Origin of the sequence: Streptomyces sp. NPDC055243 (assembly GCF_044544025.1) — a bacterium.
GTDB lineage: Bacteria > Actinomycetota > Actinomycetes > Streptomycetales > Streptomycetaceae > Streptomyces.
This window is the reverse complement of sequence record NZ_JBITWR010000018.1, coordinates 168,211-182,881: the sequence shown is the minus strand read 5'-3', so window position 1 is coordinate 182,881 and position 14,671 is coordinate 168,211. Positions and strand designations below refer to the sequence as shown.

The 14,671-nt window shown below is 70.7% G+C and carries 11 protein-coding genes; 7 read left to right on the top strand and 4 right to left on the bottom strand.

What is annotated here, in order from left to right:
• Positions 1 to 119 precede the first annotated feature (119 nt).
• The 3 genes from ACIGXX_RS37170 (at position 120) to ACIGXX_RS37160 (ending at position 2,895) form a co-directional block, all read left to right on the top strand.
• A complete protein-coding gene (locus tag ACIGXX_RS37170) occupies positions 120 to 416 on the top strand; it encodes a hypothetical protein (protein ID WP_249590910.1) in 297 nt (98 codons plus the stop codon).
• A 216-nt stretch (positions 417 to 632) separates the two neighbouring features.
• The gene (locus ACIGXX_RS37165) at positions 633 to 1,664 is read left to right on the top strand and encodes a phosphotransferase family protein (RefSeq protein WP_351165083.1); all 1,032 of its coding nucleotides are present in this window, start codon (positions 633 to 635) and stop codon (positions 1,662 to 1,664) included.
• A 7-nt stretch (positions 1,665 to 1,671) separates the two neighbouring features.
• Positions 1,672 to 2,895 (top strand): acyl-CoA dehydrogenase family protein, encoded by a 1,224-nt coding sequence (locus ACIGXX_RS37160; protein WP_399982536.1) that lies wholly within the window; start codon positions 1,672 to 1,674, stop codon positions 2,893 to 2,895.
• An 83-nt stretch (positions 2,896 to 2,978) separates the two neighbouring features.
• On the opposite strand, the gene ACIGXX_RS37155 is transcribed toward ACIGXX_RS37160, so the two are convergent.
• Genes ACIGXX_RS37155 through ACIGXX_RS37145 form a run of 3 tightly spaced genes read right to left on the bottom strand, consistent with a single transcriptional unit; the run spans position 2,979 to position 6,075 of the window.
• Complete coding sequence (locus ACIGXX_RS37155) at positions 2,979 to 3,572, bottom strand: TetR/AcrR family transcriptional regulator (RefSeq protein WP_344518919.1); 594 nt, start codon at positions 3,570 to 3,572, stop codon at positions 2,979 to 2,981.
• Between the two features lie 26 nt (positions 3,573 to 3,598).
• Positions 3,599 to 5,311, bottom strand: coding sequence for a class I adenylate-forming enzyme family protein (locus tag ACIGXX_RS37150; protein WP_399982533.1), 1,713 nt, complete (start codon positions 5,309 to 5,311; stop codon positions 3,599 to 3,601).
• Positions 5,308 to 6,075, bottom strand: coding sequence for an SDR family oxidoreductase (locus tag ACIGXX_RS37145; RefSeq protein ID WP_399982553.1), 768 nt, complete (start codon positions 6,073 to 6,075; stop codon positions 5,308 to 5,310). Before ACIGXX_RS37145 ends, ACIGXX_RS37150 begins: the two co-directional genes overlap by 4 nt.
• 155 nt (positions 6,076 to 6,230) lie before the next feature.
• On the opposite strand from ACIGXX_RS37145, the gene ACIGXX_RS37140 reads away from it, so the two are divergent.
• From ACIGXX_RS37140 to ACIGXX_RS37125, 4 genes are all read left to right on the top strand, one after another.
• Positions 6,231 to 7,499, top strand: a complete 1,269-nt coding sequence (locus tag ACIGXX_RS37140) for a DUF1343 domain-containing protein (protein ID WP_351165086.1) — start codon at positions 6,231 to 6,233, stop codon at positions 7,497 to 7,499.
• A gap of 158 nt (positions 7,500 to 7,657) precedes the next feature.
• The gene (locus tag ACIGXX_RS37135; protein WP_399982530.1) at positions 7,658 to 8,986 is read left to right on the top strand and encodes an erythromycin esterase family protein; all 1,329 of its coding nucleotides are present in this window, start codon (positions 7,658 to 7,660) and stop codon (positions 8,984 to 8,986) included.
• 131 nt (positions 8,987 to 9,117) lie between these two features.
• Entirely contained in the window at positions 9,118 to 10,371 is a 1,254-nt protein-coding gene (locus ACIGXX_RS37130) for an MFS transporter (RefSeq protein WP_399982550.1), read from the top strand.
• A gap of 68 nt (positions 10,372 to 10,439) precedes the next feature.
• Positions 10,440 to 11,711 carry a serine-threonine protein kinase gene (locus ACIGXX_RS37125; protein WP_361463007.1) on the top strand — a complete coding sequence of 424 codons (1,272 nt, stop codon included), beginning with the start codon at positions 10,440 to 10,442 and terminating at the stop codon, positions 11,709 to 11,711.
• Between the two features lie 22 nt (positions 11,712 to 11,733).
• On the opposite strand, the gene ACIGXX_RS37120 is transcribed toward ACIGXX_RS37125, so the two are convergent.
• Positions 11,734 to 14,547: a penicillin acylase family protein gene (locus tag ACIGXX_RS37120; protein WP_399982525.1), complete on the bottom strand. Its 2,814-nt coding sequence runs from the start codon at positions 14,545 to 14,547 to the stop codon at positions 11,734 to 11,736.
• Positions 14,548 to 14,671: the final 124 nt, after the last annotated feature.

Genomic DNA, 14,671 nt, shown 5'->3' with positions numbered 1-14,671 from the left:
AGCAGACGTCCTCTTCGCCATGCTCCGCGACGGCACCTTCTATCAACCACCAACCCCGACTACCCCTTGACCAATGTCATAGGGGCACCCCCCCGCCCCCCACAGAAGGTGCACGCGCCATGAGCACGCTCCACCACGAACACCCCGTCCACGAGCACATCCACGGCCCGGCCTGCGGCCACCCGGAGGTGCCGCACGGCGACCACGTCGACTACGCCCACGACGGCCACATGCACCGTCTGCACTCGGGCCACTGGGACGAGTGCGAGCCCGACGAGCACTCCGTCCACGAGGGGCACGACCACCGGCACGGCGAGGGCTGCGGGCACAGCTCGGTGCTGCACGGCGACCACGTCGACTACGTCCACGACGGACACCGGCACGCGGCGCACGACGGCCACTGGGACGACCACTGAGGCCCACCCGGGCCCACCGGTTCGGCCGACTTCCCCCGCGCGGGCGCCAACTGGCAGTCTGTGGCGGGGGATCGGCATGTCGGGGGGCCTGGACGGCGCCGCGATCCTGATCACGTTCACCCTGCGCTCTGGACTACATACCGACTGGTCGGCATCATGAACGTCAGCGCGACGCAGCGCGGCACTTCGACGACGACCGTCCGACCAGGAGCGAAGATGAGCTCAGACCATCCACCAGGCCTCGACCTCGACCAGCTGCGCGGCCATCTGGACCGCGAGCGGCCGGGCCTCGTGGGCGGGCCGCTCACCGCCCGGCTGATCGAGGGCGGCAGGTCGAACCTCACGTACGCGGTCACGGACGGCGCCACGCGCTGGGTCGTGCGGCGGCCACCGCTGGGGCACGTCCTGGCGACCGCGCACGACATGAAGCGCGAGCACCGGGTGATCAGCGCGCTGCACGGGACGGCTGTGCCGGTGCCGACGCCACTGCTGCTCTGCGAGGACGACGCCGTGATCGGTGCGCCCTTCTACGTCATGGAATTCGTGGACGGCACGCCGTACCGCACCGCCGAGGAGCTGGCGCCGCTGGGCGCCGAGCGCACCCGTGCCGCGGTCCTCGGGCTCGTCGACACCCTCGTCGACCTGCACTCCGTGGACCCCCAGGCGGTCGGCCTCGGCGACTTCGGGCGGCCCGACGGCTTCCTCGACCGGCAGCTGCGCCGCTGGGGCAAGCAGCTGGACGCCTCACGCAACCGCGACCTGGCGGGGATCGACGAGCTGCACGCCGCCCTGGGGCGTCAGCTGCCCGTCTCCCCCGCGGCCACCGTCGTGCACGGCGACTACCGCCTCGACAACGTCCTGATCGGCGACGACGACCAGATCAAGGCGATCCTCGACTGGGAGATGTCCACGCTCGGCGATCCGCTCACCGACCTGGGCCTGCTCGTCATGTACAGCACCAGGCTCCAGCTGCCCGACTCCCCCATCAGCACCACGGCGGGCGCGCCCGGACACCCGGACGCCGCCGAGCTGATCGAGCGGTACGCCGCGCGCTCGGGGCGCGACGTCTCCGCGGTCTCCTGGTACACGGCGTTCGCGTGGTTCAAGCTCGCCGTGATCCTGGAGGGCATCCACTACCGGTACACCCTCGGCCAGACGGTCGGCGCGGGCTTCGACCGCATCGGGGAGCTGGTCCCGGTCTTCATCGAGCACGGCCTCACCACCCTCCAAGGACGACAGGAAGGCTGAGACAGCCATGGACTTCGCATTCGACGCCCGCACCGAAGAGCTGCGCGCCAAGCTCCTCACCTTCATGGACGAGCACGTCTACCCGGCGGAGAAGACCGCCGAGGAGCAGCGTGCCCAGCTCGCCTCGCCCTGGGACACCCCGGCGATCGTCGGCGAGCTGAAGGCGGAGGCCCGCAGGCAGGGCCTGTGGAATCTCTTCTTGCCGGACGCCGAGCACGGCGCCGGGCTCACCAACCTCCAGTACGCCCCGCTCGCCGAGATCACCGGCCGCTCCCCGCACCTGGCGCCCACCGCGCTGAACTGCGCGGCCCCGGACACCGGCAACATGGAGGTCCTCGCCCAGTTCGGCAACGACGAGCAGAAGAAGCAGTGGCTGGAGCCGCTGCTCGCCGGTGAGATCCGCTCGGCGTTCGCGATGACCGAGCCCGAGGTGGCCTCGTCCGACGCCACGAACATCACCACACGCATCGAGCGGGCCTCCGACGGCACCGACGAGTACGTCATCACCGGGCGCAAGTGGTACATCTCCGGGGCGATGAACCCGGACTGCCAGATCTTCATCCTGATGGGCAAGACGGACCCCGAGAACGCGGACCCGCGCCGCCAGCAGTCGATGGTGCTCGTGCCGCGCGACACCCCCGGTGTCGAGGTACGGCGCGCGATGCAGGTGTACGGCTACGAGGACCACTCCCACGGAGGGCACGCCGAGGTCGTCTTCGACCGGGCCCGGGTCCCCGTGAGCAACCTGATCGGCGAGGAGGGCGGCGGCTTCGCCATCGCCCAGGCGCGGCTCGGTCCCGGCCGCATCCACCACTGCATGCGGCTCATCGGCATGGCCGAGCGGGCCATCGAGCTGATGTGTCAGCGGGCGGTCGCCCGTACGGCCTTCGGCAAGCCGCTGGCCCAGCAGGGCGTCGTACAGGAGTGGATCGCGGACGCCCGGGTCGCGGTGGAGCAGCTGCGGCTGCTCGTCCTGAAGACCGCGTGGCTGATGGACACCGTGGGCAACAAGGGCGCGCACACGGAGATCCAGTCCATCAAGATCGCCACCCCGCGCACGGTCGTCGACATCCTCGACCAGGCCGTCCAACTGCACGGCGCGGGGGGTGTGAGCCAGGACTTCCCGCTCGCCGAGCTGTGGGCCTCGGCGAGGACGCTGCGACTGGCCGATGGGCCCGACGAGGTGCACCAGCGGTCGCTGGCGCGGCGGGAGTTGAAGAAGTACCTGTAGGGGACCTTCCGGGGGCTGTGCGTCGCCGCGGGCTCGTTGTGGTCGCTCGCGCGGTTCCCCGCGCCCCTTACGGGGCGCTCAGCCTACGGACGCAGCGCCCTCAGCAGCAGGTCCGCCAAGTGGTCGGCGACCTGCTGCGGGGTGAGGGGGCCGTTCGGGCGGTACCAGGTGGACAGGTGGTGGACCGAGCCGAAGTGGTAGTCCACCACCAGGTCCGCGGGCGTCGCCTTGGAGAAGACGCCGGCCTCCTGGCCCTCCTCGATCAGCGCGCGGAACCGCTCGTGGTAGCGGCGGCGCTCGGACCGCACCTGCTTGTTCTTCTCCGGGCTCAGGTGGTGCATGGAGCGGAAGAAGATCGACGCGTCGTCGAGGTTGTCGATCGTCGTGACGACCACGTCCGCCGCCGCGTCCCGCACCCGCTGCTCGATGGGCGCGTCGGCGTCCGCGAAGGCGTCCAGACGCTCCTGCTGCACGCGCAGGACACGGGCGTACACCTCGTGCAGGAGATCGTCCTTGGAGCCGAAGTAGTGGTAGAGCGCACCCTTGGTGACGCCTGCCGACTCCACGATCTCCTGCACCGACGTGCGGTCGTAGCCGCGGTCGGCGAAGAGCCGCGTGGCGGCGGCGAGCAGCCGCTGAGGGACGGGCGTGCCGTCACCGTCCGTCGTCCTGGCCACTGCCGCCACCTGCCTTTCGAGTTTGCCTAGCTCTCGGCTTGCCGAGAGACCGTGTGGGTGGGGGAACGCAGTTCCCGCCGGAGGATCTTCCCACTTGTGGTCTTCGGGAGTTCCGGCAGGATCTCGACCACGCGCGGGTATTTGTAGGCGGCGAGCCGCTCCTTGCAGTACGCGGCAAGATCGTCCGGTGTCGCGGCGGCGCCCGGCCGCAGGCTGACGAAGGCCTTGACGGTCTCACCGCGGTAGTCGTCGGGGACCCCGATCACCGCTGCCTCGCGGACCGCCGGATGACTGTAGAGGACGTCCTCCACCTCGCGCGGCCAGACCTTGAACCCGGACGCGTTGATCATGTCCTTCTTGCGGTCGACCACGTACAGCCAGCCCTGGGCGTCCATGAAGCCGATGTCGCCGGTGCGCAGCTCCCCGTCGGGGAAGGCCTCGTCGGTGGCGTCGGGGCGCTTCCAGTAGCCGGGTACGACCTGCGGGCCGCGCACGGTGATCTCGCCCTGTTCCCCGAAGGGGACGTCCGCGCCGTGGTCGTCGACGATCCTGACGACCGTCTCGGGGCCGGGGACACCGACGGCCAGCGTGCCGGACACCGGGTCGACCGGGGCCTCCTGGCCCGGCGGCACGGAGGCGCAGGGCGCGGTGCACTCGGTGAGGCCGTAGCCGTTGTGGAGGTAGGGGCCAAGGCTCGCGCGGAACTTCTCGACGAGGGCGGGCGGCAGCGGCGCGCCGCCCGAGGAGATCATCGCGAAGGAGGCGAAGTGCTCCCGCGTGACGGAGGGGTGCGCGGCGAGCGCCATGAAGGCCGTGGAGGGGCCCACGGTGTACGCGGGCCGGTGCTCGGCGAAGGCGTCCAGGACGACCCCGGCCTCGAAGCGGTACGCGAGCGCGAGGGTGCCCGCGTTGGTCAGACAGCCCGCGACCTGCGCGACCATGCCGGTGATGTGGAAGAGCGGCGCCATCGCGAAGTAGCAGGCGCCTTCGGGGATGCCGGAGCCCGTGCGCTGCCGCTCGGCGTTGTAGGTGATGTTGCCGTGGGTGTTCATGGCGCCCTTGGGGGTGCCGCTGGTGCCCGACGTGTAGCTGATCAGGGCGATGTCGGACGGCCCGAGCTGCCGGTCACCGGGAGCGGGGAGCCCTTGGCGGGCGACGGCCACCAGGTCATCGGCGTCGGCGGCCTGCGGGAGGCGTTCGAAGTCGAGGACGCGGGTGTCGCCCCGGGTCTGGAGGTCGAGCTGGCACGCGGTGAGCACGACGCGCACGGGAGAGGGGGCGGCCGTCTCGCGCAGATACGTCTCCCAGGCGCGGTCCGAGCAGATCAGCGCGGACACATCGGCGTCCGCCAGGACGTGCCCGACCTCCGCCGCCTTGTACATGGGGTTCACCGGGACGACCGTGGCGCCCGCCTTCCACGCGCCGAGGAGCGCGATCACGAAGTGCGGTGTGTTCTGCAGGAGGATCGCGACCCGGTCGCCGCGCGCGATCCCCCGCGCGGCCAGGTGTCCGGCGACGGAGTCGGTGAGAGCGTCCACCTCGCGGTAGCTCAGCCGCCCGTCGAAGTAGGCGAGGGCCGTGTGCTCGGGGGCCTTGAGCACCGAGGCGCGGAAGGCGTGCACGAGGGACGGCGCGGGTTCGACCGGTCCGCGCTGGGCCTCGGTGAGGCGGGCGAGCCAGGGCTTGGCGGCGTATATGGAGGTGGTCGGGGTCGTTTCGGAGGCGGTCGCGTCGCTCACCGCTCGGTCGCCTCCCACTTCTGCTGGATGTGGTTCATGCCGGTGAGCCACTTGTCCGGTTCGGCGGCGCGGATGCGGTAGTACTCGGCGACCTCGGGGTGCGGCAGGATCAGGAAGCGGTTCTCCTCCATCCCCTCGAAGAGTGCTTGCGCGACGTCGTCCGGCTCGATCGCGGTCGGCGTGAGCACGAGGTCGCCCGCGGTGCCGGTGGCGGCGAGCATGTCGGTGCGCACGCCCTGGGGGCAGATGGCGTGCACGTCGATGCCGCGGTGGCGGTAGGTGAGCGAGAGCCACTCGGCGAAGGCGTACGCGCCGTGCTTGGTGACGCTGTAGGGCGCGGCGCCGATCATGGTGAGCAGTCCCGCCGCCGAGACGGTGGAGACGAAGCGGCCGCTGCCGCGCTCCAGCCACTCGGGCAGCAGGGCATGGGCCGCGCGGACGTGGGCCATGACGTTCACGTCCCAGGCCGCGGCCCAGACCTCCTCCGGGGCGGCCTCCGAGCCGCCCGAGCCGAGGCCCGCGTTGGCGCAGTACACGTCGACGGTGCCGCTCAGGGCCTCTCTGGCCGCCGGCACGATCGTGGACGCGTCGCCCGGCACGGCGATGGCGCCGATCTCGTCGGCGACCACTCCGGCCTTGGCGGCATCCAGGTCGTTGACCACGACGCGCGCCCCGGCGGCGGCGAACCGGCGGGCCAGCGCGGCCCCGATCCCGCCTCCGGCACCGGTGACGACAACTCCCTTGTCCTGCAGGGTCTCCACGATCGGTCTCCTTGGGCTGCGGCTCCGCTGTGATCGCAGACTAACCAGTCGGTATGTGCGGATGGAAGGGGGTCGGGCAGCCAGGTTCGTTCCCCGGCGGAGGTCCGCGCGCTAGCGTGCGTGGCCATGACAGCCACCGCGCTCACGGAGGTCTCTGCATGAACCTGTCCCGAGGCAGTCTGTCCAGACGGGGCCTGCTGGCCGCCACCACCGTCACGGCCCTCACCTCGGCGGCGCCCGCGTCCGCCGCGTCCGGCGGGGGCGGATCGGGCGGCGGCCGGCGGCTGCGCACCGGCTTCGAGCGCCTCGCCGCCGACGGGTACGCGCTCCTGGACGGGGAGCGGGTCGGCGTCGTCACCAACCCGACCGGAGTCACCAGGGACGTACGCCACATCGTCGACGTCATGCACGCCGACGAGCGCGTGAACCTGGTCGCGGTGTTCGGCCCCGAGCACGGCTTCCGGGGTACGGCCCAGGCGGGCGGCTCCGAAGGGCGCTACGACGACCCGGCGACCGGGCTCCCCGTCTACGACACGTACCAGAAGAGCGGCAAGGCCCTGGCCGACATCTTCACGGCCTCCCGCGTCGACACGATCGTCTTCGACATCCAGGACGTGGGGGCGCGCTTCTACACGTACATCTGGACGCTCTTCGACTGCATGGAGTCGGCCGAGCTCGCGGGCAAGCGGATCGTGGTCCTGGACCGGCCGAATCCGGTGACGGGGCGCGGCGCGTACGGGCCGGTGCTGCACAAGGAGTTCGCGACGTTCGTCGGACGGCAGCCGATCTCGCAGGCGCACGGGATGACCGTGACGGAGCTGGCGCTGCTGTTCAACGGCGAGTTCCTGGAGCGCCCCGCCGACCTGGAGACCGTACGGATGACGGGATGGAAGCGCACCGACTTCTACGACGCGTCCGAGCTGCCCTGGGTGCCGCCGAGCCCGAACATGCCCACGCCCGAGACCGCCCTGGTCTACAGCGGCACCTGCCTCTTCGAGGGCACGAACCTCTCCGAGGGGCGCGGCACGACCCGCCCCTTCGAGCTGCTCGGCGCGGAGGGCATCGACCGGAAGTGGGCGGCCGCCGCCAATGACGCCGGGCTGCGCGGCGTCGATTTCCGGGAGGCGTACTTCGCCCCGACGTTCTCCAAGTTCCAGGGCAAGACGATCGGCGGCGTCCAGCTCCACGTGCACGACCGCGACGCGTACGACCCGGTGCGCACCGGCATCGCGCTCCTGGTGACCGCCAAGAAGGTGTGGAGCGGGTTCGCCTGGCGCCCCGACAACTGGATCGACAAGCTGACGGGCTCGACGCGGGTCCGCACCATGATCGACGCGGGTGCGGGCACGGACGAGGTGGTGGGCGGCTGGCACGACGATCTCGCGCGGTTCCGTGCGGTGCGCAGACGCTACCTGCACTACCGGTAGGCGCCCCAAGGGGCGCGGGACACCGCGCGACCAGCCACGACGCACCCGCGGGTAGGGCAGGCCCCACCGGCGAAAGGGTGCCTGCCGGATGGCAGACACTCCCGGCCGGCCGGGATCGTGATCCTCAACTCCGTGAGACCGAGTTGAGGAGATACCGCATGGCTCGCACAGCACGGCGCACCGTGCCACTCGCGCTGGTCGGCACGCTCGGCCTGGGGGCGCTCGTCGCACCCCAGGCCGCGCGCGCGGCGCCCGGAACCGCCGACCCGCTGCCCGCGATCGAACGCGCGGCCCACCCCCTGCGCTCCACCGACCCCGGCGGCTCCACCAAGGACCTGCGGCCGATGGGCCGGATGGTGGGTGACGCTTCGGTGGTGGGCCTGGGCGAGGCCACACACGGTTCGCACGAGTTCTTCACCATGAAGGACCGGGTCTTCCGCTACCTCGTGGAGGAGAAGGGGTTCACCACCTTCGCGCAGGAGGTCAGCTGGACGACGGGGCTGCGCTTCGACGCCTACGTGCGCGGGGGCAAGGGCGACGTGCGCGAGCTGGTCCACAAGGAGCTGGCGAAGACGCCCTGGGACACGAAGGAGTACGTCGAGCTCCTGACGTGGATGCGCGCGTACAACGACAGGCATCCGGACCGCCAGGTGCGCTTCATGGGCAACGACCTCAACTACCCGGAGATCGGCGCCGAGTTGTTCGACGGGGTCGAGGGTTACGTCCGCGCGCACGACCCCGGGCTGCTCCCCAGGATCACCGGGCTGTACGCGCCGATCCGCCGCCTCGCGGACGGGGACACGTACATGGCCAGACCCCTGGCGGAGCGCAAGAAGCTGGCCGGGAACGCGCGCGAGGCGCTCGATCTGATGAAGAGGCTCCAACCCTCCGCCGCCGATGGGGAGTTCGCCGTCGCCCTGCACCACGCCCGGTCCGTCTCTCAGACCTCCACGATCTACGCCTTCCCCTTCGACACCCCCGAAGGCGTCAAGGACGGCATGCTGTACCGCGACCGTCTGATGGCACGGAACACCGCCTGGTGGCAGCGGCACACCGGCGAGAAGGTGCTCCTGTCGGCCCACAACGCCCATGTCGGGTACGAGAGTTACGACCCGCGCTACCCGAAGATGCAGGGTGCCTTCCTGCGGGACCGGCTCGGCAAGCGCTACGTCAGCATCGGGTTCACCTTCGACCGGGGCTCACTCATGGCGCAGAGCGCCGAATCCGAGGTGTGGAAGCCGCGTTCCGTGGGCGCGGCCACCCGCGGCATGAACGAGTACACGCTCGACAAGGTGCGCCACGACGACTACTTCCTGGACATGCGGACCGCTCCCGCGACCGCCCGCACGTGGCTGGCGAAGGGCCGGCTGACCAAGAGCATCGGCACGGCCTTCCCGGACGGCCCGCACAAGATCCGGCTCGCGCCCTCGCACGACATCCTCGTCCATCTGCACCGCGTCACCGCAGCTCACCGCCAGTCTCAATGACCGAGACGAGCCACCCCGGGTATTGACTGGCCCATACATCCAACGTGAGAGTGCCGCTCGTGCACAGCGAAATCTCACCAGAGAAGACCCAGCCGGACGCCGGACCCGAGCCGGACGCGAGCCCCGAGAGCATGCGCCGGGTGGCCGTGGCCTCGTTCATCGGCACGGCCATCGAGTTCTACGACTTCTACATCTACGGCACGGCGGCCGCGCTCGTCCTGAACGAGGCGTTCTTCCCGACCCTGGACCCGGTCAACGCCACCCTCGCCTCCTTCTCCACCTACGCGGTGGCGTTCGCGGCGCGGCCCATCGGGTCGGTGATCTTCGGACACTTCGGCGACCGGGTCGGGCGCAAGTCGGTGCTGGTGGCCTCGCTGCTGCTCATGGGCCTCTCGACGGCGCTCGTCGGACTCCTGCCGGGATACGGCACGTTGGGCGTCTGGGCGCCGATCCTGCTGATCCTGCTGCGCTTCCTCCAGGGCATCGGCCTGGGCGGCGAGTGGGGCGGGGCGGCGCTGCTCGCGGTGGAGCACGCGCCGAGGAAGAAGCGCGGAATGTATGCCGCCTTCCCCCAACTCGGCCCGTCCGTCGGGTTCTTCGCGGCGACCGGCGTCTTCTGGCTGCTGTCCGCCGTCCTCTCCGACGAGGCGTTCCGGACCTGGGGCTGGCGCGTGCCGTTCCTGCTCTCCTTCCTCCTCGTCGGCGTCGGACTCTTCGTGCGCATGCGCATCAGCGAGACGCCGGTCTTCGCGAAGGTCATGGACGCTCAGGAGGCCAGCAAGGTCCCCGCGCTCGACGTGCTGCGGCGCCATCCGCGCGAACTGCTGCTCGGCGCGGGCGGGATGATCGTCGCGTACGGCCTCTTCTACACGGCGACGACGTACTGCCTCGCCTACTCCACCGGCACCCTGGGCGTCTCCCGCGACACCATGCTGGGCCTCTCGCTGGTCGCCTGCCTCTTCCTCGCGGCCGGTACGTGGCTCGCCGCGACCCGCTCCGACGCAGCGGGACGGCGCAAGCTGATCCTCGCGGGCGCCGGGCTCGCCGTCGTGTGGGGTCTGGTGCTCTTCCCCCTCCTGGACACCGAGCAGCCGGTGCTCATGGCGCTCGCGCTCGGCGGCGCGCTGTTCTGCATGGGCGTGGTCTACGGCCCGATGGGCGCCTATCTGCCCGAGCTGTTCGGCACGAACGTGCGCTACTCGGGCGCCTCGCTCGCCTACAACCTGGGCGGCGTGCTGGGTGGCGCGGTCTCCCCGCTGGTGGCGACGCGGCTCCAGTCCGTCTTCGGGTCCTCGTCGGTGGGCTGGTACGTGAGCGCGATGGCCGTCGTGTCCCTGGTGTGTGTTCTCGCGCTGCCGGAGACCCGCGAGCGCGAACTGGCCTGAGACCGGCGCGAACTCATGTGCTGCGGGACATCTGGTCAGTACAGCGGGGCCGCAGGACGATGGGCCGTGTGGAGCCCTACTGGGAACTGACCTTCGACGCCGACGGCGATGTCGACACCACGCAGCGCGACCACCTCCTGGCCCAGGTGGACGACGAACGCGTCACCGATCTCCTCGTCCTCGCGCACGGCTGGAACAACGACCAAGACATGGCGACCGACCTCTACCGACGGTTCTTCGCTCCGTGCCAGGACCTCGCGGGCCCACGCGTACGCCTGGGATACGTGGGCGTGCTCTGGCCGGCCATCCGCTTCCCCGACGAGCCGATCCCGGACTTCGAACCCTCGGCCGCGGCCACCGGCCCCGGCCCGGCACCGGGCGCGGGCCCCCTCCTGGACGAGCCCACCCGGCTCCTCCTGTCCCGCGCGTTCCCCGGCCAGGACGACGAACTGCGGCGCATCGGCGAGCTGCTGGCGGAGCGCTCCGAGGTGCCCTCGCGCCTCTACGAGTACGGGCGCCTCGTACGCAACCTGGTCGCCGTGCACCAGAACAGCGCCGCCTGGCGCTTCGCCAACGACACCTGGACGGGCCTGCCCGCCATGCTGACCGACGACGCGGTCGAGGTGTGCCAGATCTTCGCCGCGGCGATGGAGGGCACCGGACAACAGGAGCTCTTCGGCAGCCTGCGCAAACGGCTCTGGAACGGCGCGCACGAACTCCTGCGCCAGGCCAGCTACTACGCCATGAAACGCCGGGCGGGCTCCGTGGGCCAGCTGGGCCTCGGCCCCGCGATCGGGCTGCTCGCCCGCGAGGCGCCGGACGTACGGGTGCATCTGATCGGACACAGCTTCGGGGCACGGCTCGTGTCGTACGCGCTGCGCGGGATGCCCGCGTCGGTGCGCAGCGTGAAGTCCACGACGCTGCTCCAAGGGGCCTTCTCGCACTACGCGTTCTCCAAGCGGCTGCCGCACGCGCCCTCGCGCAGCGGCGCGCTCAGCGGGGTGCAGAGGCGGATCGACGGCCCGCTGGTGTCCTGCTACTCCCGCCACGACGACGCCCTGGGCAAGCTCTATCCCCTGGCGTCGAAGACCGCCGGGGACTCCTCGACCTTCCTCGGCCTCTGGGAGCGCTGGGGCGCCATCGGCTACGACGGCATCCGGGCCGTGGACGGCGCCAAGCGCGTCAAGCTGGGCCGGGCCATCCCCGGCAAGGGGTGCGTGAGCGTGGACGCCTCGTCGGTCGTGCGGCGCGGCGGTCCGCCCGCCGGCGCGCACAGCGACATCTGCCACGAGGAGCTGGCGCGTGTCGTGTTCGCCGCCGGGCGGATCGCTCTGGCGTGACTCCTTTGCCGCTAGCGTGCCGCTAGCGGTGCTTGGGGAACTCGACGACCTGCTGGTACGTGGGCCGGTTCTGCCACTGGATCGGCCCGTGCGTGATGCCGCCGAGCGCCCGGTGGACGATCGAGTCCGCGCACCACTGGTTGCCGGCCGCGCAGCTCGCGTCACCGGGGTAGACCTCGGTCGCGGGCTTGGCGATGGCCTGCGCGAGGGTGCTCAGGAGCGCGTCACGGCAGGCGTCCAGCTTCCCCTCGCCGCAGTACGTCTCGCCGAGCCTGCCCTCCACGGGCTGCCCGAGGACGGCCCGCAGGTCCTTGTCGGCATAGCCCCACCAGCCGTACTGGAAGGCCGATCCGGCGTGCGCCCCGGTCGGGCCGTGCCCGGCGGAGGGTGACTCGTCGGTGCCGAGCTGTGCCGTCAGCGCCTCATAGAGATCCTTGCCCATGCCCGGCTTGAACTCGGCCTCGATCAGGAGGGGCCACCAGGCGTCCATGACGCGTACGGCGTCGGGGTGGGCGTACGTCTTGGAACCCGCCGCCGTCTGGTTGCGCTGCGCCCCGGCCTTCCGCCAGGCCTCCAACTGTTCCAGGGCCTTGGCCTGCTGGGGGTCGGTGACGGGCTTGCTGCGTACGACCTTGAGCAGTTCGGGCAGCACCTGTTCGCCGCGCAGGTCGGTGACCGCCGCCTCGGACATCGCCCGGGTCAGCGAGGCCCGCGTCACGCCGCCGTCCTCGGTGAGCTTCTTCACCCGTCCGTCGAGCAGGTCGCCGCGGTGCACGGCGCTCACGCCGAAGCCAGCGGTGCTGAAGTCCTTGGCCTGCTTGTTGTTCCAGGAGATGTAGTAGTCCTGGTTGACGGACTGCGGGTGCTCCTTGGACGGGGTCCGCGCCGAGGTGTTGTTCTCGGGGTCGAAGTCCTGCCATTCGTAGGCCTCTTGGGCCTTCACCGGCAGCGCGGGGTCGATGTCGTCGGCGCGCCGCGGGTTGGCGCCGCTGTTGTAGTACGCGGTGTCGCGCGAGTCGGCGTAGAACCAGTTGAAGGCGTAGCTGATGTTCTCGGTGGCCTTCATGAAGGACGACGCGTCCTTGACGTACGACGGGTCGTTCAGCATCTGGAAGCCGATGATCGAGTCGGCCTCGTGGCGGTAGGTGGAGCGCAGCGAGACGTACGCGACGGGCTTGCCGTCGACGTTCGCGCGGTGCGTCACGACGCCGTACTTCGTGCGGAACACCTGCATGCGGTAGGAGCCGGCGGCGGTGGAGTCGGCGAGGGTCGGCTTCCAGGCGTTCTTGCGCTCCAGCTTCTCCATGGGGGTGCAGGTGCCGTGGTGGCGGTAGTGGGTGGACTGCTTCGTGGGGGCGCCGCCGCCCGGTTCGCAGAGCTCGACGGCGTACGTGTCCGTGATGTCCTGCCCGGCGGACGTGGCCGACCAGGCGTAGTCCTGGCCGCGCCCCAGCTGGACGTACATGCCGACGCCCGCGAAGGAGACGCCGCGCGCGCTGATGCCGGGGCCCTGGAGCTCCTGCTGCATCAGGAGCTGGGGGGCGAAGTAGCCGGTCTGCGGGCCGAAGACGGCCACGGGGTTGCCGCTCGCGGTGTGCTTGCCGGAGACCAGGAGGGCGTTCGACATGCCCTTCTTGTGGCCGTCCTGCTTGAACAGGTCGGCGGGCAGCACGCCCTTGTCGTACATCCCCTGGAGCGGTCTCAGCTTCCTGGGCGCCTTCACCGGGTCCTTGGCCGCGCTCTTGGCGCCGCCCTCGCGGTCGTACACGAGCTGTTCGCGCTCGACGGACCCCGCGTCGGGCATCGCGGTGCCGCGGGCGTCCTTGGGCTTGCCCGCGTACGGGAAGCTCGTGCCGTCGTGGATGGTCTGGACGGCCTCGGGGTCGTTGCGGGCGCGGAAGGACTCCCAGACCTTCGTGCCCTTCTCGACGCCGTACTTCTCCTGGGACTTGAGCAGGGAGAGGGCCGATTCGACCTCTCCGCCGCCGCCGTTGCCGAAGAGACCGCCGACGACGGACGCGAGCGCGATCATGTCGGTGATCTTGAAGGGCTCGATCTCGCCGATGTTGGTGATCGCGTCGATCTTGCCGGTGAGGACGTACTCGCCGGGGAAGTAGCGGCCGTTCTTCGACTTCACGCGGTAGGCGTTGAGACCGTCGATGTAGGCCTGCGCGTCCTCCATCGCCTGCTTGCCGCGCTCGCCCTGCGTCGACCTGATGTATTCGACCTGCTTCTCCAGGTCCTTCTCGGTGTACGGGGCCTGCGGCCAGAACTGCTGCTCGAGGCCCTGGTTGGCCGGCGCGCCGCCCGCGAACGAGGTCAGCTCGCCGCGGCCGATGTGCCGGAACAGATCGATGAGCCAGAGCCGGTCCTGCCCGGCCGCGAAGCCCGCGCCGAACTCGGTGCCGTAGCGCGTGCTGCCCTTGATGTGCGGGATGCCGTACTTCTTGTCCCGGGTGATCGTCACGTCGTCGCGGGGCCGGGTGACGGAGGCGACCTGGCCGTCGCGGACGCCGAAGGAGGCGTCGTTGAAGAACTCCGTCAGCTTGTCGTCGGTGAGGGACGGATACCCGGAGGAGAGCGCGTCGTAGGGCCCCAACTGGTCGTTCGCGTGCTTGGGCTGGGTACCGAGGACGCGGTGGGCGAGTATCTCGGCGAGCGTGGCGTTGCCGTTCGCGCCGGGCGGCAGCACGTCGGCGCACTGCCCCTCGCAGTAGTCGGTGGCCTGCGGCGGCTCCTCGGCGGCCGTTCCCGGCTGCGGCGAGAGGAGGGACGCCGCGAGCGCGAACGCCGCGGTGGCGGTGAGGGTTCTGAGCCGGACGATGCGCTGTCGCATGTGTGCTCCTCTGGGCTCCGCTTGTGCTCCTGTGGGAGGGAGTTGGGGCGGAGGTTACTGGCGGGTTGCCGAACCCGGAAGATGAACATGCGTCGCCTTTCCAGAATCCCCACATCGTCACTGC

What these genes read in the sequence shown, in the direction of transcription:
- ACIGXX_RS37165 (WP_351165083.1), top strand. Translation starts at nt 633, where the DNA reads ATGAGCTCAGACCATCCACCAGGCCTCGACCTCGACCAGCTGCGCGGC.
- ACIGXX_RS37135 (WP_399982530.1), top strand. Translation starts at nt 7,658, where the DNA reads ATGGCTCGCACAGCACGGCGCACCGTGCCACTCGCGCTGGTCGGCACG.
- ACIGXX_RS37120 (WP_399982525.1), bottom strand. Translation starts at nt 14,547, where the DNA reads ATGCGACAGCGCATCGTCCGGCTCAGAACCCTCACCGCCACCGCGGCG.
- ACIGXX_RS37140 (WP_351165086.1), top strand. Translation starts at nt 6,231, where the DNA reads ATGAACCTGTCCCGAGGCAGTCTGTCCAGACGGGGCCTGCTGGCCGCC.
- ACIGXX_RS37170 (WP_249590910.1), top strand. Translation starts at nt 120, where the DNA reads ATGAGCACGCTCCACCACGAACACCCCGTCCACGAGCACATCCACGGC.
- ACIGXX_RS37160 (WP_399982536.1), top strand. Translation starts at nt 1,672, where the DNA reads ATGGACTTCGCATTCGACGCCCGCACCGAAGAGCTGCGCGCCAAGCTC.
- ACIGXX_RS37130 (WP_399982550.1), top strand. Translation starts at nt 9,118, where the DNA reads ATGCGCCGGGTGGCCGTGGCCTCGTTCATCGGCACGGCCATCGAGTTC.